Origin of the sequence: Nonomuraea sp. NPDC001636 (assembly GCF_040298265.1) — a bacterium.
In the GTDB taxonomy this organism is placed as follows: Bacteria; Actinomycetota; Actinomycetes; order Streptosporangiales; family Streptosporangiaceae; genus Nonomuraea.
Genome location: NZ_JBEOZT010000002.1, coordinates 117,735 through 136,953 on the forward strand (window position 1 = coordinate 117,735; position 19,219 = coordinate 136,953).

General features: G+C 72.5%; 21 protein-coding genes. 13 read left to right on the plus strand and 8 right to left on the minus strand.

Translation table 11 applies throughout. The features are described 5' to 3' along the window. Positions 1–114: 114 nt before the first annotated feature. Entirely contained in the window at positions 115–753 is a 639-nt protein-coding gene (locus tag ABT158_RS04275) for a response regulator transcription factor (protein ID WP_352350739.1), read from the plus strand. Here the strand turns inward: ABT158_RS04275 and ABT158_RS04280 are convergent. Both ABT158_RS04280 and ABT158_RS04285 read right to left on the minus strand, forming a co-directional pair. Further along, positions 723–1,595, minus strand: a complete 873-nt coding sequence (locus ABT158_RS04280) for a DUF2268 domain-containing putative Zn-dependent protease (protein ID WP_352350741.1) — start codon at positions 1,593–1,595, stop codon at positions 723–725. The genes ABT158_RS04275 and ABT158_RS04280 overlap by 31 nt on opposite strands. Before the next feature lie 43 nt (positions 1,596–1,638). Continuing rightward, entirely contained in the window at positions 1,639–2,400 is a 762-nt protein-coding gene (locus ABT158_RS04285; protein WP_352350743.1) for a hypothetical protein, read from the minus strand. A 55-nt stretch (positions 2,401–2,455) separates the two neighbouring features. On the opposite strand from ABT158_RS04285, the gene ABT158_RS04290 reads away from it, so the two are divergent. The 7 genes from ABT158_RS04290 to ABT158_RS04320 all read left to right on the plus strand — a co-directional run bounded on the left by ABT158_RS04290 (position 2,456) and on the right by ABT158_RS04320 (position 8,884). Continuing rightward, on the plus strand, positions 2,456–3,457 hold the full coding sequence (locus ABT158_RS04290; RefSeq protein ID WP_352350745.1) for an AAA family ATPase: 1,002 nt from the start codon (positions 2,456–2,458) through the stop codon (positions 3,455–3,457). Beyond that, entirely contained in the window at positions 3,454–4,386 is a 933-nt protein-coding gene (locus tag ABT158_RS04295) for a DUF58 domain-containing protein (protein WP_352350747.1), read from the plus strand. Before ABT158_RS04290 ends, ABT158_RS04295 begins: the two co-directional genes overlap by 4 nt. After that, positions 4,383–5,330 (plus strand): VWA domain-containing protein, encoded by a 948-nt coding sequence (locus tag ABT158_RS04300; RefSeq protein ID WP_352350749.1) that lies wholly within the window; start codon positions 4,383–4,385, stop codon positions 5,328–5,330. Before ABT158_RS04295 ends, ABT158_RS04300 begins: the two co-directional genes overlap by 4 nt. A gap of 11 nt (positions 5,331–5,341) precedes the next feature. Next, positions 5,342–5,932, plus strand: coding sequence for a class I SAM-dependent methyltransferase (locus ABT158_RS04305; RefSeq protein ID WP_352350751.1), 591 nt, complete (start codon positions 5,342–5,344; stop codon positions 5,930–5,932). Then, positions 5,929–6,468 carry a TrmH family RNA methyltransferase gene (locus tag ABT158_RS04310; RefSeq protein WP_352350753.1) on the plus strand — a complete coding sequence of 180 codons (540 nt, stop codon included), beginning with the start codon at positions 5,929–5,931 and terminating at the stop codon, positions 6,466–6,468. Before ABT158_RS04305 ends, ABT158_RS04310 begins: the two co-directional genes overlap by 4 nt. A gap of 34 nt (positions 6,469–6,502) precedes the next feature. Beyond that, positions 6,503–7,303, plus strand: coding sequence for a glycerophosphodiester phosphodiesterase family protein (locus ABT158_RS04315; RefSeq protein ID WP_352350755.1), 801 nt, complete (start codon positions 6,503–6,505; stop codon positions 7,301–7,303). A gap of 147 nt (positions 7,304–7,450) precedes the next feature. Continuing rightward, a complete protein-coding gene (locus ABT158_RS04320) occupies positions 7,451–8,884 on the plus strand; it encodes an MFS transporter (protein ID WP_352350757.1) in 1,434 nt (477 codons plus the stop codon). A gap of 6 nt (positions 8,885–8,890) precedes the next feature. On the opposite strand, the gene ABT158_RS04325 is transcribed toward ABT158_RS04320, so the two are convergent. After that, on the minus strand, positions 8,891–9,337 hold the full coding sequence (locus tag ABT158_RS04325; protein WP_352350759.1) for a hypothetical protein: 447 nt from the start codon (positions 9,335–9,337) through the stop codon (positions 8,891–8,893). Between the two features lie 113 nt (positions 9,338–9,450). Further along, entirely contained in the window at positions 9,451–9,930 is a 480-nt protein-coding gene (locus ABT158_RS04330; RefSeq protein WP_352350760.1) for a winged helix-turn-helix transcriptional regulator, read from the minus strand. A gap of 33 nt (positions 9,931–9,963) precedes the next feature. On the opposite strand from ABT158_RS04330, the gene ABT158_RS04335 reads away from it, so the two are divergent. The 3 genes from ABT158_RS04335 (at position 9,964) to ABT158_RS04345 (ending at position 11,685) form a co-directional block, all read left to right on the plus strand. After that, positions 9,964–10,458, plus strand: coding sequence for a nuclear transport factor 2 family protein (locus tag ABT158_RS04335; protein ID WP_352350763.1), 495 nt, complete (start codon positions 9,964–9,966; stop codon positions 10,456–10,458). 114 nt (positions 10,459–10,572) lie between these two features. Then, positions 10,573–11,187, plus strand: coding sequence for a hypothetical protein (locus ABT158_RS04340; RefSeq protein ID WP_352350765.1), 615 nt, complete (start codon positions 10,573–10,575; stop codon positions 11,185–11,187). Between the two features lie 153 nt (positions 11,188–11,340). Next, positions 11,341–11,685, plus strand: coding sequence for an RNA polymerase-binding protein RbpA (locus tag ABT158_RS04345; protein WP_043625492.1), 345 nt, complete (start codon positions 11,341–11,343; stop codon positions 11,683–11,685). Between the two features lie 55 nt (positions 11,686–11,740). Here ABT158_RS04345 and ABT158_RS04350 read toward each other — a convergent pair whose 3' ends face one another. From ABT158_RS04350 to ABT158_RS04365, 4 genes are read right to left on the minus strand one after another with little or no spacing between them, the layout of a single operon-like run. Further along, entirely contained in the window at positions 11,741–12,724 is a 984-nt protein-coding gene (locus ABT158_RS04350) for a DUF2804 domain-containing protein (protein WP_352350767.1), read from the minus strand. Continuing rightward, positions 12,711–14,417 (minus strand): glycoside hydrolase family 2 protein, encoded by a 1,707-nt coding sequence (locus tag ABT158_RS04355; RefSeq protein WP_352350769.1) that lies wholly within the window; start codon positions 14,415–14,417, stop codon positions 12,711–12,713. Before ABT158_RS04355 ends, ABT158_RS04350 begins: the two co-directional genes overlap by 14 nt. Further along, the gene (locus ABT158_RS04360; RefSeq protein WP_352350771.1) at positions 14,414–16,033 is read right to left on the minus strand and encodes an alpha-amylase family glycosyl hydrolase; all 1,620 of its coding nucleotides are present in this window, start codon (positions 16,031–16,033) and stop codon (positions 14,414–14,416) included. The genes ABT158_RS04355 and ABT158_RS04360 overlap by 4 nt, the downstream gene beginning before the upstream one ends. Before the next feature lie 16 nt (positions 16,034–16,049). Continuing rightward, positions 16,050–17,300 carry an MFS transporter gene (locus ABT158_RS04365; protein ID WP_352350773.1) on the minus strand — a complete coding sequence of 417 codons (1,251 nt, stop codon included), beginning with the start codon at positions 17,298–17,300 and terminating at the stop codon, positions 16,050–16,052. A gap of 74 nt (positions 17,301–17,374) precedes the next feature. On the opposite strand from ABT158_RS04365, the gene ABT158_RS04370 reads away from it, so the two are divergent. Next, a complete protein-coding gene (locus tag ABT158_RS04370) occupies positions 17,375–18,010 on the plus strand; it encodes a TetR/AcrR family transcriptional regulator (protein WP_352351776.1) in 636 nt (211 codons plus the stop codon). A gap of 76 nt (positions 18,011–18,086) precedes the next feature. Then, complete coding sequence (locus tag ABT158_RS04375; protein WP_352350775.1) at positions 18,087–19,211, plus strand: zinc-binding dehydrogenase; 1,125 nt, start codon at positions 18,087–18,089, stop codon at positions 19,209–19,211. Positions 19,212–19,219: the final 8 nt, after the last annotated feature.

Sequence of the window (19,219 nt, forward strand, 5' to 3'; positions counted from 1 at the left end):
GAACCCCGAACCCCGAACTGTCTCCAGGCAGGTCCTCCCGAGGCAGGCCCCCGCCAACGTCGGCCCAGGACGCCCCCGAACCCTCCCCGCCCACGGGCCGCTACGGTCAGGGGCATGACACTCAAGGTCGTGATCGCCGACGACGAGGACCTCATCCGCGCCGGGCTGCGCGTCATCATCGACGCCGAGCCCGGCCTGCGCGTGGTCGGCGAGGCCGGGGACGGCGCCGCGGTCCTGCCGGTCGTCCGCCGCGAGCGCCCCGACGTCGTCCTGATGGACGTCCGTATGCCCGCCATGGACGGCATCCAGGCCACCCGCCGGCTCGTGACGCTCGACGACCCGCCCAAGGTCCTGGTGGTGACCACGTTCGAGAACGACGACCACGTCTACGACGCCCTGCGCGCCGGGGCGAGCGGCTTCCTGCTCAAACGCACCAGGCCGGACGACCTGATCCAGGCGATCAGGCTGGTGGCGGCCGGCGAGTCGCTGCTGTTCCCGGCCGCGATCCGCACCCTGGCCGGCCGCCGCCCGCGCGCGCACGTGCCGGGCATCGACCGGCTCACCGGCCGCGAGGGCGACGTGCTGCGGCTGATGACCAGGGGCATGTCCAACACCGAGATCGCCGCCGAGCTGGTCGTCAGCCAGGAGACCGTCAAGACGCACGTCGGCAACGTCCTGGCCAAGCTGGGCGCGCGCGACCGCACGCAGGCCGTGATCGCCGCCTACGAGTCCGGGTTCGTCTCCCCCAGCTGATCGAGCAACTGCGCGGCCGGCAGCAGGGTGGCCTCGGCGGCGCTCAGGCCCTTCGCGGCCAGGGCCCGGTCCACCAGCCGCAGCCCCACCGCGTAACCCGCCATGTCGGGAATGCCGCGGGGCTCCTGGCCGAAGCGCCGCATGGCCCTGTCGCCCAGCACGTACGCCGGGGTGTTCCCCATGCCCTCCAGGTCGAACGCGTCCATGATCAGCTCGTGGGCGCGCTCCAGCTCCTCCCCCGTCACCATCCGCGACCAGGGCCCCATGGCCTCCGGCCCGGACAACTCCCGGACGAACGCCTCGGCCAGCCCCTCGGCCACCACGTGCTCGCCCACGGTGACCTTACGCGGGTCCCACTCGACGTTGGTGTGGCGCACGTTGTGGTGGAACTCGTGCACCGCGCAGTGCGCGATCCGGCCGATGACCTCCTCCGACGGCCAGCCCAGCAGGTACAGCCAGCCGGGCGAGCCGCCCATCCCGTAGTAGCCGCCGCTGACCTGCATCAGGTGCTCGTCGCCGGGGTCGCCGAGCACGAACATCACCTGCAGCGAGGCCGCCTGCCTGGCCTCCTTCAGCGCGTGGGAGGCGCGCTCCAGCTCCTTGCGCACCTGGCCGAGCACGTCGGCCTCGATCATGGCCCGGACGGCGGGCAGGTAACGGGCGTCCTCGGCGTCGACGCGGAAGCCGCCGCCCTGGTGGTGGATGTCGACGATGTCGCCGGGCACCGGGATCGCCGGCCGGATCGGCGCCAGCATCTCCCGCAGCGCCTCCGGCCGGTCGGCGAGCGGCCGGGTGAGCAGGTCCGCCATGGCCGTGAGCGTGTCGTGAACGATGAACTCCATGCCGCGGACGCTAAAGCCTCACGTGACGTGAGGCTCAAACGCATCAAAGCGGCGACTCGCCCAGTTCGTCGCCCGGCGACTGCCCCGGCGTGCCGGGACCGGTGCGCGTCGGCGACGGCGACTGCGACGGAGAGGGCTCCGGCACCGGCGTGGCGGGCGTGGGCGGCGGCGTGGGCACGAACACCGTCGGCGGGAGCTGCCGGGGCATCGGCTCGCTGTCGCGCCTGCCGAACAGCAGCAACAGCAGGATCGTCGTGACCAGCACCAGCAGCAGCGCCAGCGCCAGCGCGGCCAGCAGCACCCGCCGCCGCGTCTCGGTCAGCGGCAGCCGCCGCGTCAGCGGCCCCGGCAGCGCGGGCGCGCGGTCGGTCAGCCAGTACGGCACGAAGTCCGGCCCGTGAGCCTGCCCGATGAACGTCCCGCCCACCATGACGGGGTCCAGGAACCGTTCGGCCCCCGGCTGCCCCGGCGCGTACGGCACCGCCACCCACGGCGCCGGCCCGTCCTGCACGTCGAGCACCTCGGGCGTCCCGTCGAGCACCGACGCGCGCGCCCGGCCGAGGCCCAGCCATCCGCGCCCGCCGGACCGCCCCGGCGCCTCCTTGATCGCGGTCAGGAACCGGTCGCGCGCCGCCGCGTCGAGCGCGGCGCCCCGCGTGAGCACGGCCAGCGACACCGCGCGCCCGTCGGGTCCCTGTCCCAGGTAGACGAACCCGGCCGGAGCCGTGTGCAGGCGGGCCTGCACGACGTAGCGCCCCAGCTGGGGCGGATCACCGTACTGCAGGGGACTTGCCACGTTTGCCATGAAAGCACAGACGTGGCGTCGTGCACGTTCGCGGCGCGTTTGGTGGAATGGCGTCATGAGCGTCGCCGAAGAGTTGCCAGGCGGAAACGACGCGGCAGTGCTGCGTCGAAGTCTCGACGAGGTCCGGCGTGTCATCGTGGGACAGGAGCACATGGTCGAGCGGCTGGTCGTGGCCCTGCTGGCCCGCGGTCACTGCCTGCTCGAAGGTGTGCCGGGAGTCGCCAAGACCCTCGCCGCCTCCACCTTGGCCACCGTCGTGGGCGGCACGTTCGCCCGGATCCAGTTCACCCCCGACCTCGTGCCGAGCGACATCGTCGGCACCCGCGTCTTCCACCCCTCCAACGAGAAGTTCGACGTCGAGCTGGGTCCGGTGTTCGTCAACTTCCTGCTGGCCGACGAGATCAACCGGGCCCCCGCCAAGGTGCAGTCGGCGCTGCTGGAGGTGATGGCTGAGCGCCAGGTCACGCTGGCCGGCGTCACCCATCCGCTGCCCAGGCCGTTCATCGTGCTGGCCACCCAGAACCCGATCGAGTCCGAGGGCGTCTACCCGCTGCCCGAGGTGCAGCGCGACCGTTTCCTGTTCCGCGTGCGGGTGCCGCACCCCAGCGCGCACGAGGAGCTGGAGATCCTCCACCGCATGAGCGTCACGCCGCCCGTGCCCGACCGCGTGCTCGACCCGGCCCGGCTGCTGGCCCTGCAGCAGGCCGCCGAGCAGGTCTCGGTGCACCAGCTCGTGGCCGACTACGTGGTGCGCCTGGTCATGTCCACCCGCGCGCCCGCCGACTACGGGCTGGCCGACCTGGCCGAGACGATCGAGATCGGCGTCAGCCCCCGCGCCACGCTCGGCCTGGTCTCGGCCGGGCGCGCGCTGGCCCTGCTGCGCGGCCGCGACTACCTGCTGCCCGACGACGTGCGCGACGTGGCGGTCGACGTCATGTCCCACCGGCTCATGCTGACCTTCGACGCCCTGGCCGACGGCGTCGATCCCGAGCAGGTCGTCAAGCAGATCCTGCACGCCGTGCCGCCGCCCCTGGTCGTCTGGAACCAGAACCGTTGAACACCGCCGAGCAGGCGCTGCGACGGCTGGAGCTGACCGTCACGCGGCGGCTCGACGGCCTGCTGCACGGCGCCCACCAGGGGCTGCTGCCCGGCACCGGCAGCGAGACCGGCGACAGCCGCCTGTACGTGCCCGGCGAGGACGACGTGCGCCGCATGGACTGGGCCGTCACCGCCCGCACGACCGTCCCGCACGTCCGGGACCTGATCGCCGACCGCGAGCTGGAGACCTGGGCGCTGGCCGACCTGTCGGCCAGCATGGACTTCGGCACCGCCGACACCGACAAGCGCGACCTGGTGGTGGCCGCCGTCGGCGCGATCGGCTTCCTGTCCAGCCGCATGGGCGACCGGTTCGGCGCGCTGGTGCTGCACGAGGAGTACATCCACCGCATGCCCGCCCGTACCGGCCGCCCGGCCCTGTACGGGCTGCTCAACTCCCTCATGGACGCCCCGCGCGGCCGGGCCGTGCCCGACGCCCCCGACCTGGCCGAGGGCATCGACGTGCTGGCGGCCACCCGCCGCCGCAGGGGCCTGCGCCTGATCGTCTCCGACTTCCTCGACGACCGCCCCGAGCTCGACCCCGACGCCGAACGCCCCTGGGAACGCCCGATCAGGCGGCTGGCCGCCCGCCACCAGGTGCTGGCCGTGGAGGTCATCGACCCGCGGGAGCTGGAGCTGCCGGACGTCGGCCGGGTGGCGTTCACCGATCCCGAGACCGGGAACGTACGTGAAGTGCACCTTTCTCCCAAAGTCCGGCAAGCATATGCAGAGGCCGCCGCCCTCCAGCGTGAGGGCACCCGGCTCGCCCTGCGCCGCGCCGGGATCGCCCACCTGGTGCTGCGGACCGACCGGGACTGGGTGTTCGACGTGGCGCAGTTCGTCCTGCGCCAGCGCCGCATGAGCCACCTCGCCCACCGGAGACCCGTATGACGTTTCTCGCGCCCGGCTGGTTGTGGCTGTTCGTGCTGGTGGCGCTGCTGGTGGCCGGATACGTCGTGGCGCAGTTCGCCCGCCGCCGCTACACCGTGCGCTTCACCAACCTGGCGCTGCTCAACCTCGTCGCGCCCGCCGGGCCGGGCTGGCGCCGGCACGTGCCCCCGGCGCTGTTCATGGTCATGATGTCGTTCCTGGTGGTCGGCGCCGCCAAACCCGCCGACCAGGTACGCGTCCCCCGCGACCGCGCCACCATCATGATCGCCCTCGACGTCTCCCTGTCCATGGACGCCGGCGACGTCCAGCCCAACCGGATCAGCGCCGCCAAGGCCGCCGCCCAGGCATTCGCCAGGGAGCTGCCCGACCGCTTCAACGTGGGCGTGGTCTCCTTCGCCCGCTCGGCCAACGTCGTCATCTCCCCCACCACCGACCACCAGGCCGTCGTCACCGCCATCGGCAACCTCACCACCCGGCCCGGCACCGCGATCGGCGAGGCGGTCTTCAACTCGCTCGACTCGGTGCGCTCCTTCGACCAGCAGGCCGCCACCGACCCGCCGCCCGCCGCGATCGTGCTGCTGTCCGACGGCGACAACACCTCCGGCCGGTCGGTGAACGAGGCCATCGAGGCCGCCCAGCAGGCCCACGTCCCGGTCTCCACCATCGCGTACGGCACCCAGGAGGGCACCGTCGACATCGACGGCAGGCCCGTGAACGTCCCGGTCAACAAGCAGACCCTGCAGTCGCTCTCCGACGGCACCAGCGGCCGGGCCTACGCCGCCGAGTCGGGCAGCGAGCTGCGCGACGTCTACGAGCAGATCGGCACCTCGCTGGGGTTCAAGCTGGTCAGCCAGGAGATCACCCAGTGGTTCATCGTGGCCGCGATCGTGCTGGGGCTGCTGGTGGCCGGCGCCGCGGTCTTGTTCGGCACCCGCATCCCGTAACGTTTTCCCACGTGGCCCACTACTTCTCCGAACGTCCCGAGACCGCGAGCAGGCCGGGCTCGGTCGACCTGGTCCTGCCCGACCTGCACCTGCGGCTGGAGACCGACCGGGGCGTGTTCTCACCCGACCGGGTCGACGTCGGCACGCGCGCGCTGCTGGAGTCGGTCCCGCCGCCGCCGCAGGAGGGCGACCTGCTCGACCTGGGCTGCGGCTACGGGCCCATCGCGCTGACGATGGCCTCGCGGGCGCCTGGGGCGACGGTGTGGGCCGTCGACGTGAACCGGCGCAGCCTGGAGCTGACCGGACGGAACGCCCAGGCCGCCGGCCTTTACAAAGTAAGACCTGTTCATGTTGATGAAGTGCCGGATGACGTGAAATTTCGGGCCATCTGGTCCAATCCCGCCATCCGGATTGGCAAGCCGGCTCTGCACGAGATGCTCACCAGGTGGCTCACCCGGCTGACGCCCGACGGCGTCGCCTACCTGGTCGTCCAGAAACACCTCGGCTCGGACTCCCTGCAGCGCTGGCTCGGCGAGCAGGGCTGGCAGGCCTCCCGCGAGGCCTCCCGAGCCGCCTACCGCATATTGAAGGTGGCCCGATGAGAAGGCAGCTGCGCCCCACCGACGTCAAGCGGCTCAACCGCACCTGGCGCAGGAACACCGACAACCGGCTCGCGCTGATCCTGGAGTCGGTGACGGGCCCGTTCAACGTCGGCTCGATCTTCCGCAGCGCCGCGGCGTTCGGCGTCGACCAGATCTGGCTGGCGGGCAACGCCACGCCGCCCACCAACCCCAAGGCGGGCAAGACGGCGCTCGGCACCGAGCGCCTGGTCACCTGGCACGAGCCGGTCCCGGCCACCGAGGCGGTCAAGGCCGCCAAGGACGACGGCTACGCCGTGCTGGCCATCGAGCTGACCGGCGAGGCCGTGCCGCTGCACCGCGCCGACCTCGGCCGCGACGTGTGCCTGGTGGTCGGCAGCGAGGACCACGGCTGCTCCCCCGCCCTGCTGGAGGCCGTCGACGGCGTCTGCTACATCCCGCAGGTCGGGCGGGTGGGCTCGTTCAACGTGTCGGTGGCCGCGGCCATCGCGCTGGCCGAGGCGCGCCGCCAGGAGTGGGAGAATCTCCCCGAACCGTGACCGAACCGTCCACCATCGGAAGGGACACCGGGTCGTGCTCAGCCGTCGTTTCGCCTTTCTCGACCATCCGGGGCCGCTGGCCTTCGCCCACCGCGGCGGCGCGCTGGAGGGCGCCGAGAACTCCCTGGCGGCTTTCGAACGCGCGGTCGCGCTCGGCTACGACTACCTGGAGACCGACGCGCACGCCACCGCCGACGGCGTGCTGCTGGCCTTCCACGACCACACCCTCGACCGGGTGACCGACCGGCGGGGCCGCATCTCCGAGCTGCCCTACCGGGAGGTCCGGCAGGCCCGCATCGCCGGCGTGCACGAGATCCCGCTGCTGGAGGACCTGCTCGGCACGTGGCCGCAGGTGCGCTTCAACATCGACGTCAAGGAGGCGGCGGCCATCGCGCCGCTGGCCGAGGCGGTCCGCCGCACCAATGCCTACGACCGCGTCTGCCTGACCTCCTTCTCCGACGAGCGCCTGGTCATGGCCAGGGCCGCCATGGGCCGCGAGGTGTGCTCGGCGCTCGGCCCGCGCGGGGTGGCCGCGCTGCGGGCCGCCGCCACCACCTCCGGCTACGGCCGGCTGCTGGCCCGCCTGTCGCGCTCCGGGATCCCGTGCGCGCAGGTGCCGGTCGGCTTCCGCGGCCTGCGCGTCACCACCCGCCGCCTGGTCCGCACGGCCCACGCCATCGGCATGCAGGTGCACGTGTGGACGATCAACGACACCGTCCGCATGGAGCACCTGCTCGACCTCGGCGTCGACGGGATCATGACCGACAACGTCACCGGCCTGCGCGACGTCCTCGAACGGCGGGGCCTGTGGCACCCGCGCGGCATGGCGGCCTGACCCGCCCGGCGGCGGCCACCTTCCTCTCCTGAGGTGATCACTGTAAGGTCATGGGCACGACACGTGGACGTGACCCACGACCTGCGAAGATGGGCACTTCGCCAGGCATGACCCCACCCCGTGGCCGCAGAGGAGCGACACGACACCATGGCCTCCACCGCACCCCCCGCGGCCCTCGACGACTCCCCCGCGGCACGCCGCCGCGAGCAGCGCGGCTGGTACTTCTACGACTGGGCCAACTCGGCGTTCTACACCACGATCATCTCGGTCTTCCTTGGCCCGTACCTGATCCCGGTCGCCAGGACCGCGGCCTGCGCGAAAGACTTCCCCGACCTCGCGCCCGAGACGTGCGCGTCCCAGTTCGACGCGCTGGTCCTGCGCCACCCCGGCCTGGGGTATGTCGACGTGCTCGGCGCCGACATCCGGCCCGCGGCCTTCTTCGGGCTGACGCTGACGGTGGCGGTGTTCCTGCAGATCGTGTTCCTGCCCATCGTGGGCGCGCTGGCCGACCACACCGGCCGCAAGCGGGAGCTGCTCGGCGGGTTCGCCTACGTCGGCGCGCTGGCCACCATGGGCCTGTACTTCGTCGAGGGCGACCGCTACCTGCTGGGCGGCGTGCTGTTCGTGGTGGCCAACCTGGCCTACGGCTCCTCCGTGGTGGTCTACGACTCCTTCCTGCCGCAGATCTCCACCCCCGAGGAGCGCGACGGGGTCTCCTCGCGCGGCTGGGCGATCGGCTACCTCGGCGGCGGGTTGCTGCTCCTGCTCAACCTGGCGCTGTTCCTGCAGCACGACAGCCTGGGGCTGAGCGAGGGCATGGCGGTGCGCATCAGCATGATGTCGGCCGGCCTGTGGTGGGCGACGTTCACGGTCATCCCGCTGCTGCGGCTGCGCAACCGTCCCGTGGCGGCGCACGAGACCACGGCGCTGCGCTCGGTGCGCGGCAGCTTCCGCCAGCTCGGCCGTACGCTGGCCGAGCTGCGACGCTACCCGCTGACGCTGCTGTTCCTGGTGGCCTACCTGGTCTACAACGACGGCGTGCAGACGGTCATCGGCAACAGCGCGGCCTTCGCCTCCGAGGCGCTCAAGCTGGACAAGACCGTACAGATCACGGCGATCCTGATGGTGCAGTTCGTGGCGTTCTTCGGGGCGCTGCTGCTGGGGTGGCTGGCGCGCAGCTTCGGCACCAAGCGCACGGTGCTGGCCAGCCTGGTGTTGTGGACCGGGATCGTGGTGGTGGCGATGTTCGTCGGCGAGGGGCAGGCGCTGCAGTTCTACCTGATGGCCTTCGCGATCGCGATCGTGCTGGGCGGCACGCAGGCGTTGTCGCGGTCGTTGTTCTCGCAGGTGATCCCGAAGGGGCGGGAGGCGGAGTACTTCAGCCTGCTGCAGATCAGCGACAAGGGGTCGGCGTTCATCGGGTCGCTGACCGTGACGATCGCGCTGCAGGTCACCAACAGCTACCGGATCGCCATCGTGTCCATGATCATATTTTTCGTGGTGGGCTTCGTGCTGCTCGCCCTGACGAACCTGCCCAAGGCCATCAGGGCGGCCGGCAACGAGGTCCCCTCGCGGATCTGACCCCCGTCAGGGGCCGTACCGGCGCGAGAGCCAGTACGAGGTGCCCACCAGGGCGCCGGTGCCCAGGATGGCCAGCAGCACCAGCGGGCCGACGTGCCCGCCGCCGGTCATGGTGCCGCTCTCCAGCCGGATCTCGGCCCGCCCTGGAGCCTCGGCCGGGCGGGTGACGGGCTCGGGGGGCCGTGAGTCGCGGGCCTCCAGGCCGGGGATGGCCTCGACGTCGTCGTCCCGGCGCGGGGCGTGGGCCTGTTTCCTGGCCGGTTCGCGCCGCCCGGACCGGGGGGCCGGGCGGTCGTCGTCATCGTCATCATCGTCGCCGTCGTCGTCATGGACGGCCTGGAGGAGCGCCGGAGGTGGCCCGGCCGCCGCCTGGGCCGGGAGCAGCATCCCTCCCCCGGCGAGGACGAACGCGAGCGCGGCGGCCGCCGCGGGCCAGCGTGGCATGAGATCCATCTACGCCTCCTGATCGACGTCGCGGTCCCCTCAGCCTGCGGGGCCGCCGTGGGGCGGCCGTGAGCGGGCCATGAGAGTCCTCTCACGAAGGGTCGCGCGTCAAACACGCAGCGTCACAGATCGGCGGCGAGCACCATGGTGCCCGGCCCCCGGGCGGCTCCGGGACCGGGCATCGGCAGCACGGTCTCGGCCGTGGCCTCGCCGCCGCAGTGGGGGCAGGTGACGACGGGCGTGAACTCCCGCCCGCAGGAGTGGACGAGCAGCGCGGGCGGCCCTCCGGGCGGGGTGGACCACCGGTCGCCCCAGGCCATGAGCGTCAGCAGGGCGGGTACGACGTCACGCCCGGCCTCGGTCAGCAGGTATTCGTGGCGCACCGGACGCTCCTGGTAGGGCCGCTTCTCCACGACGCCGGTGGCGACGAGATGGTCGAGCCGGCGGGCCAGCAGGTTGCGCGAGATGCCCAGGTCCTCGGCGAGGTCGTCGAACCTGCGCAGGCCGAGGAACAGGTCGCGCAGGATCAGCGGGGTCCACGGCTCGCCGATGACGCCGACGGCCTGGGCGATGGAGCAGTGCATCTCACCGAACCTGTTCATGCACCCATGATAGTGGGTTGATAATGTGAACCCATGACAGTTCACATTCAGGACTCACCCGCCGGCGCGTACCGCCGGGCCGGCGAGGCGCACGACGCCCAGGCGCTCAAGGCCACCCTCGCCGACGACGTGGTGTTCCACTCCCCGCTGAGCTTCCGGGCCAGGTTCGAGGGCCTCACACAGGTCGGAACACTGTTCGAAGCCGTCTTCGACGTGCTGTCGGACCTGCGCTACCAGAGCGACATCGGCGACGGCCGCACCCGCATGCTCACGGCGACCGCCCGGGTGGGCCGCCAGCCGCTGCACGAGGCGGCCCAGCTCGAACTGGACGACGACGGGCTGGTCCGGGAGATCACCATGTGGATCAGGCCACTGCCGGGACTGACCGCGCTGATGGCCGCCCTGGGCCCCCGCATCGCCAGGGACAAGGGCAAACCGGGCCTTCCGCTGCTGGTGGGGGCGGCCTCCGCGCCTCTGGCCGCGATGACGAGGTTCGGCGACCGGACCCTGGTGCCGCTGCTGGCCTGACCACCAAGCTGCGGCCATCGCTCTGAAGAGAGAGCAGTGCTCTTGACACAGGGACCCCTGTCACGAGAGCATTGCTCTCACAACAGAGCAACGCCCTCAGCCAGGAGTTACCCCATGACCTCCCCCCGCCTCACCTCCGCCGCCTTCGCCCTCGGCGGCGTGCTGCTGTTCGTCTACCCGCTCGTGCGGCCGTCCGGCGACGACGCCGTCGCCATGGCCTCGACCGCGTGGGTCACCGGCCATCTGGCCGCGATGCTCGGGTTCGTGCTGCTCGGGCTGGGCACGCTCGGGCTGCACCAGGTGCTCGGCGACCGCCTGTCACTGCGCGCGGCCGCGGTGACCTGGGTCGGCGCCGGCCTGACACTCCCCTACTACGGGGCCGAGGACTTCGGCCTGCACGTGATCGCGCAACGTTCCCTGCGCGACGGCGCGCCCGCGCTGATGGAGCTGGTCGAGCAGTTCCGCTTCGACCCGCTCGCGATCACCTTGTTCGCCGCCGGGCTTGCCCTGCTGGGCGTCGGCGCGGTGATGGCGGCCGTGGCCGTGTGGCGTTCGGGGATCCTGCCCAAGGGGGCCGGGACGGCGCTCGCGCTGGGTCTGGCGCTGTTCATCCCGCAGTTCTTCAGCCCGTACCCGGTGCGGATCGCGCACGGCGCGCTCATCATGATCGGCGGGTTGTGGCTGGCGGCGAGCCTGCTCAGAGCCCCGCGGACGGCCGCCGCGGCCTGAGGACGGGGCGCCGCTGCGAGCGGGCTCGAATACCCGAGGCCCCAAGCGCGATTGGATCACCCCGCGGGTGGGAATCCCATCACGGTACCAAGCGTTAGACACCGTGGGAGACAGACCCCCCACGTATGGGGGCCCTGTAGGAGGCATTTAGACATGGGCGAGCGCGCGCTTCGTGGCACCCGGCTCGGGGCAACCAGCTACGAGAACGACCGTAACACGGATCTGGCCCCACGCCAGGAGGTGTCCTACACCTGTCCTAAGGGCCATCGCTTCGAGGTTCCGCTTGCCGCCGAGGCCGAGATCCCCGCGACCTGGGAGTGCCGCATGTGCGGCGCGACCGCGGTGCGGGTCGACGGTGAGCAGCCGGAGTCGAAGAAGACCAAGCCCCCACGGACTCATTGGGACATGCTGCTGGAGCGGCGGTCCATCGAGGATTTGGAAGAGGTGCTCAACGAGAGGCTCGCGGTCTTGCGCGCCCAGCGCCGCAAGAGCGCCTGACCACTTCTCACGGTGAAAACCCCCGGGCGACGCCCGGGGGTTTTGCTGTGCCCGGCTACCAGCGCTGACGCGCCTCCTCGGCCCAGCCGGTGAGGCCGTCGAGGTCCACCCACGCGCCGTCGTCGTCCTGGACGCGGCCGGAGAAGTGGCCGAAGCACTGGTGGGTCTCGCTGGCCACCACGCCCAGCTGGGTGCGGGCCACCTTCTCGTGGAACGGCCGGAACTCCACCTCGACCCGCGGGCCGGTGATGTGCCAGGGGCGCAGCCAGTCGCCGCGGTCGTAGGTCCACTCCAGCTCGTCGCCGATCTTGTGCAGCCGGCCGCCGGTGAACAGGGCGTTCTCGGTGACGCCGGTGCCGTCGGTCCACTTGCCGCCGAGCTGGACGGACCGGCCGGGCCCGCTGCCGGCCGCCCAGTTCCAGGTCACCGCGTACGGCCACTTCCCCCGGCCGTGGTCGAGCACCGCGAAGGAGTCCGCGGGGTCGATGGCGAACTCGTCCCGGTCGAGGCACAGGCGTCCGCGTGCCGGGCGGCCGACGTCCTTGACCGTGTACTGGAACCGGTTCGGGCCCCAGGGGACCACGACGCCGAGCGACTCGTGGCCCTCCGGCAGCGGCACCTCCAGGTCGATCCGCACGCCGGGGGCGGCGGCGCGGATGACGGTGGCGGCCGGGTCCTGCCGGATGTCGATCGCCAGCCCGCCGCCGCGCACGGACACCGTGCCGGCGCCGCTGCGGTCGGGGAAGGAGGCGCCGCGGGCCAGCGGCACGACGACGTCCTTGGCGAACTCCGCGCCGGTGGCCCGGTCGAGCACGTAGACGCCGTGCACCCCGGCGTAGTCCAGCGAGGAGGCCACCAGGCCGATGATGTGGGAGGGGGTGACGACGCCCCAGTACTCCCAGCGCTTGCGCCGTCCCCAGCCGCGCAGGTTGGCCCGGTGCAGCGGCGTGCGGGTCCAGCCGACCGCGGCGGGGTTCAGCCGCCCGCCGGGCAGGCACAGGTCGGCGGGGGCGGTGAGCTCCCGTTCATGGGTGGTCATGGAAGGCGAGCCTCCTCGTGACGGAGCGGATGAGGTCGGCGGGCAGCTTCAGCTCGGCCCGGTCGTAGGTGAGCAGGCCGTTCAGCTCGTCCTCGACGTCGGAGAGCTGGGTGTAGACGGTGGCGCTCAGGCCCTGGCGGATGGCCGGGACGATCTGCTCCTCGTGCAGCCGGACGAACGCCGCGCCCAGCTCGTCGGCGGTGCGGTAGCGCCGGTAGCCGAACTCCTTCTCGCCCCAGGTGTGGCCCTCGACGGCCAGGCTGTAGCCACCGTACTCGGTCAGGGCCAGGACGCGGCCGTCCGGGCGGGGCGGGCGGAAGCGGCGGAAGTAGACGTGCAGGCTGAGCAGGTCGCCCGCGCCCTGGTCGTGCCAGCCGCTGGCGTGGTCGATCGTGCGGGTGGGGTCGAGCCGGGCCAGCTCGGCGGCGATCCGCGCGGCGTCGAACTGGCCCCAGCCCTCGTTGAACGGCACCCAGACCGCCAGACCGACCACGTTGCGCAGGTGCTCGACGGTCTCGCGCAGCTCGGCCTCGAACGCGGCCCGCCCGGCGGCGTCGGCCCGTCCGAAGCGGTGGTGGCGGCGGTCGTCCAGGCGCAGCGGCAGCAGCGCGGGGGTGGTGACGACCAGCGGACGGTAGGTCTGGCCGCCGTTGACCAGGTCCTGCCAGACGAGCATGCCGAGCCGGTCGCAGTGGTGGTACCAGCGCAGCGGCTCGATCTTGATGTGCTTGCGCAGCATGGTGAAGCCGAGCTGTTTCATCATGACGATGTCGTCGACCATGGCCTCGTCCGAGGGCGGGGTGTAGAGGCCGTCGGGCCAGTAGCCCTGGTCCAGGATCCCGGCGTGGAAGTACGGCCGGCCGTTCAGCAGCAGCCGGGGCACGCCGTCGGCGTCGGGGCCGACGGAGAAGGAGCGCATGCCGAGGTAGCCGCGGACGCGGTCCTCGCCGAGCGAGACGGTCACGTCGTACAGGAAGGGGTCCTCGGGGGTCCACGGGCGCGCGCCGGGCAGCGGGACGCGCACCGGCCGCCCGGCGGGGACGGTGGCCCGGCCCGCCACCCGGCCGTCGGCGAGGATCTCGACCTCGGCCTCGCCGCCCGCGGCGTGCACGGTCACCTCGACGCACTCCTCGGCGAGCACGGGCGTCAGCGTGAGCCGTTCCACGTGCGGATCCGGCACGCGCTCGGCCCAGACGGTCTGCCAGATGCCGGACTGGGCGGTGTACCAGATGCCGCCGCGGCGCAGCCGCTGCTTGCCGCGCGACTGCCAGCCGGTGTCGCTGTCGTCCTGGACGGCCACGTCGAGGGTGTTGCCGCCCTCGGTCAGCGCGTCGGTGACGTCGAAGGAGAACGGCAGGTAGCCGCCGCTGTGGCCGCCCACCTCGACGTCGTTGACCCACACCCGGCAGGTCTGGTCGACGGCGCCGAAGTGCAGGAGCACCCGCCCGCCCGCGGGCCCGGCGGGCGGCTCGAACGTGCGGCGGTACCACAGGGTCTCCCCCGGCAGCAGCTGCCGGCCGACGCCGGACAGCGGCGCCTCCGGCGAGTACGGCACGAGAATGTCGCCGTCGTACGACGCGGGCCGCGAGCCGTCGTTGATCGCGTATCGCCAGCGGCCGTTGAGGTTGACGTAGCTGTCGCGGACGAGCTGGGGCCGGGGGTACTCCGGCAGCGGGATCGGGTCGCCGGTCACGAGAGCCACACCGCCGTGTCGGCGGGCAGGGCGCCGCCGTCCAGGGGGCCGCTGGCCAGCAGGACGGCGTGGTGCGGGGGCAGCGGCACCGCGTCCGGGCCGAAGTTGACCATGAGGGTGAAGCCGGGCTCGCGGCTGAGGGCCAGTACGCCGGGCGGCGCGTCGAGCCAGGTCAGGTCGCCGTCGCCGAGCGCGGGATGCTCGCGGCGCAGGGCGATGGCGGCGCGGTGGAGGTTGAGGGTGGAGCCGGGGTCGTCCCGCTGGGCGGCGACGGTGAGGTGCGCCCAGCCGGCCGGCTGGGGCAGCCAGGTGCCGCCCGTCCCGAACCCGTACGGCGCGGACGTGCCCGACCAGGGCAGCGGCACGCGGCAGCCGTCCCTGCCGATGAAGGCGCGGCCGGTGCGCTCGAACATCGGGTCCTGCCGCGCCTGCGCCGGCATGTCGAGGTATTCGGGCAGGCCGAGCTCGTCGCCCTGGTAGAGGTAGGCGGCGCCGGGCAGGGCGAGCAGCAGCAGCGTCGCGGCGCGGGCGCGCCTGAGGCCGAGCTCGCGGTCGACGGCGACCTTGCCGAGCAGCACGTCGGCGGTGGGGGCGCGGACGAGGTCCTGGTCGATGCCGAACCTGGTCGCCATCCGCGGCACGTCGTGGTTGCCCAGCACCCAGGGGATCGAGCCGCCCGTCTCGCGGGCCAGCCGGTGGGACTCCTCGATCACCGCGCGGAACTCCGCGGCCGACCACGGCAGGGGCATCAGCCGGAAGTTGAACAGCTGGGCCAGGCCGTCGCCGGTGAGGTAGGGCCGGGCCTGGGCGGGGTCGGCGAACCAGATCTCGGCCACCGTGCCGCGCGGCCCGGGGTAGGCGGCCAGGATCTTGCGCCAGGACCGGTACAGCTCCAGCAGCTCGGGCTGGTGCTCGTACGGCACCGCGGACTGTCCGGGCGCCAGCGGCGCGCCCTGGCTGCCGGGGACGACGTCCGGCAGGCCGTCCTCCTTGAACAGCATGGCGGCGACGTCGATGCGGAACCCGGACACGCCGCGGTCCAGCCAGAACCGCAGCACGTCCTCGAACATGGCGGTGACGCCGGGGTGCCGCCAGTTCCAGTCGGGCTGGGCGGAGTCGAACAGGTGCAGGTACCACTGGCCGTCGGGGGCCTGGGTCCAGGCGGGGCCGCCGAACATGGACTGCCAGTTGTTGGGCTCGTCGCGGAAGACGAACCAGTCGCGCTCGGGGCTGCCGGGGCCGGCCGCCAGCGCCTGCCGGAAGCGGGGGTGGGCGGCGGAGCAGTGATTGGGCACGATGTCGACGATGACCTTGATGTCCCGAGCGGTGGCCGCGGCCAGGAAGGCGTCGAAGTCGGCCAGCGTGCCGTAGCGGGGGTCCACGTCGGTGTAGTCGGCGACGTCGTAGCCGCCGTCGGCCAGCGGCGAGGGGTAGAACGGGCTCAGCCAGACGGCGTCCACGCCCAGGTCGGCCAGGTGGTCCAGGCGGGCCAGCGCGCCGGGCAGGTCGCCCTGGCCGTCGCCGTCGGCGTCGGCGAAGCTGCGGGGGTAGATCTGGTAGACGACGGCCTCGCGCCACCAGGCGTCGCGGTCGAAGACTGCGGATCCGTCGGACACTGCTTTATCGGACGCTTTATCGGACACTGCGGATTCTCCAGATGAGGCAGGCGCCGAGCGCGGCGAAGGCCGCCGCGACGGCGTACATGAGCGGGTAGCCGCCCGCGGAGGTGACCAGGGGCGCGGCGATGACCGGCCCGAACGTGCTGGAGGCGGAGTTGGCCAGGCTGACGATCCCCAGGTCCTTGCCGCGGTCGGCGTCGGCGGGCAGGAGCTGGGTGACCATGGCCTGGTCCACGGCGGCGAACATGCCGTAGCCCGCGCCGAGCAGGACGCTGGCGGCGATCGCGGCGGGCCAGCTGGTCAGGAAGGTCAGCACGAGCCCGGAGGCGGCCATCGTGAGGCCGCCGACGAAGACGGCCGTGCGGCGGTTGCCGAACCGGTCCGACAGCCAGCCCGCGACCAGGGTGGGCGCGACGCTGCTCAGCGTGAAGACCGCGACGAGCACCACGACGCCCTGCTCGACGGTGGAGCCGGGGAAGAGCGCCTCGTAGCCGACGCCGTCGCGCAGGTAGTACTGCAGGTAGCCGATCGCCATGGCGAGGGTGAGGGTGATCAGGAAGCGGCTCAGCCAGGCCCAGGCGAAGTCGGGGTGCCTGCGCGGGCTCACCTTGAAGCTGCGCAGCAGCGAGCGCGGCCCGAACGGCGGCAGGTCGGCCGGCGCGCTCGCGGGCTCCTTGGTGAACAGGCTGAACGGCAGCACCAGCAGCAGCACCAGCACGGCCATCGCGACGAACCCGGCCTGCGACCCGGTCGCCACGACGGTGACCACGACGCCGCCCAGCAGCGGCCCGGCGAGCTGGCCCACGCCCGCCAGCGCCGAGGCCTTGCCGCGCTGGCTGATCGGCACCTGGTCGGGCACGGTGGCGATGGCGGTGGCGAGGGCGGCGGTGAAGGCGAGCTGGGCGACCGCCCAGCCGACGACCAGCCCGGCCAGGGAGTCCTGGCGGGAAAGGAAGACCAGGGACGCGGCGCAGACCAGCGCGCCGCCCGCGATCCAGGGGCGGCGCCGGCCCATCCGGGCGCGGGTGCGGTCGGACAGGGCTCCGAACAGCGGGTTGGCCACGATCGTGCAGACGGCGGCGATGGCGAAGACCACCGCCAGCGACGCCTCCTTGTGCTGCGGATCGATGCGTGCCACGTGGGAGGGGAGCAGGATCTGGTTTCCGACGGTCATCGCCATGATGACCCCCATCTGGGCCAGCGCCAGCAGGGACATCCAGCCCGCGGACACCCGTCTGTCAGGCGCGAGGCGCGTTTCGGCCATGCAGGTCCTCCCTGGGGGGAACGTGAGAGGATGTCACGTTAGAACATGACAGGTCGTTATGTTAAGACTTGTTCGTGGAGAACCCCGGCATCCGGCGGCGACCGGTCCAGCGGCGCAGCATCGACAGGGTCGAACGCATCCTCGACGCCTGCGCCCGCCTGCTGGACGAGGTCGGCCTGGACGCCCTGACGATCTCCGACGTCGCCAGGAGCGCCGGCGTGCCCTCCGGCACGATCTACCAGTTCTTCGACGGCAAGCCGGGGATGCTGCGCGAGCTGGCGCTGCGCAACCTGGAGGTGCTGCTGGCCCGGCTGCGGGCCAAAGTCGCCGAGGAGCCGCCGCTGACCTGGCCGCGGGCGGCGGAGCTGGTGCTGGCCGAGACGGTGGAGATGCGCAGGAGCGTGCCGGGCTTCACCGTGGTCGACTTCGCCGACACCCGGCCGGGCGGCCCTTCGTTCCTGCCCGCCGGGCGGGTGCGGGAGAGCGGGGACGTGCTGGCCGAGCGGCTCTACCACTTCGCGCTGGAGGAGGCGGGGCTGCCGGCGCTGCCGGATCCGTACCGGGTGATGCGGCTGGCGATCCAGTCCACGGCGGCGGTGTTGTACCTGACGTTCTCCGCGACGCCGCAGGGCGATCCGGCCATGATCGAGCAAGGACGCAGGCTGTTGCGGGCCTACTTCGTGGACGTGGCCTCAGAAACATTCCGGTAACAAGGATTGACCGTTCAAAACCGGACGAACTACCGTCTTCCACATTCTATAGAAAGCAGAATGCAGGAGGCGGTGCATGGACGCGACGGCACGCGCGGCGATCGTCACCGACGTCGCGGGAGCGGTGGAGGTGCGCGAGTACGGCCTGCCGCAGCCCGGTCCGGGAGAGTTCGTCCTGGAGGTCGAGCTGTGCGGCATGTGCGGCACGGACGCCCACATCTACCGGGGCCGGCTGGCCAGCGTGCGTTTCCCCGCGCTGCTCGGGCACGAGATCGTCGGCCGGCTGGCCGCGCTCGGCGACGGCGTCGCGACCGACCACGCGGGGCGGCCGGTGGCCGTCGGCGACCGGGTGGGCGTCTTCCCGGCGCTCAGCTGCGGCCGGTGCTTCGAGTGCCAGGTGCGCCGCAGGCCGGGCAGCTGCCCGGACCGGCGGCCGTCCTACGGGTTCGCCTCCCCCGCCGACCGGCCGCCGTACCTGACCGGCGGCTTCGCCACCCACCTGTACGCCTCGAACGCGGGAACGGTGTTCTACCGGACCGAGCTGCCCGCCGAGGTCGCCGTGCTGCAGGAGCCGCTGTCGGTGGCCCTGCACGGCGTGGAACGTTCCGCGATCCGGATCGGCTCCACCGTCGTGGTCCAGGGCGTCGGCGCGATCGGCCTGATGGCCGTGGTCGCCGCCCGCGCCGCCGGGGCGGCCAGGGTGGTCGCCGTCGGCGCGCCGGGCGCCCGGCTGGAACTGGCGGCGCTGCTCGGCGCGGACACCGTCGTCGATCTCGGCGAGGGAGCCGCCGGGCGCCGCCGGGCGGTCTTCGACGCGCTGGGACGCGCCGGCGCCGACGCCGTCATCGGCACCGCGGGCTCGCCCGAGGCGTTCACCGAGGCGCTCGGCCTGGTCGCCGACGGCGGCGTGCTGGCCGAGCTGGGCAACTTCACCGACCGCGGCGCCGTCCCCTTCAACCCCTACAGCGACCTGCTGAAGCGGGACCTCACGATCGCCGGCGTCTACGGCGCCGGCCCCGACATGCAGCGCCGCTACCACCAGGCGCTGACGATCCTGGAACGCGGCGGCAGCCCCTTCGAGCGCGTGGTCAGCCACCGCGTGCCGCTCGGCCGGGTCCGCGAGGCGCTCGAAGCCCTGGGCTCGGGCCATCCGCTGGACGGCCGGGACGTCGTCAAGCTCGCCGTCGACCCCTCCGCCTGAAATCCCCC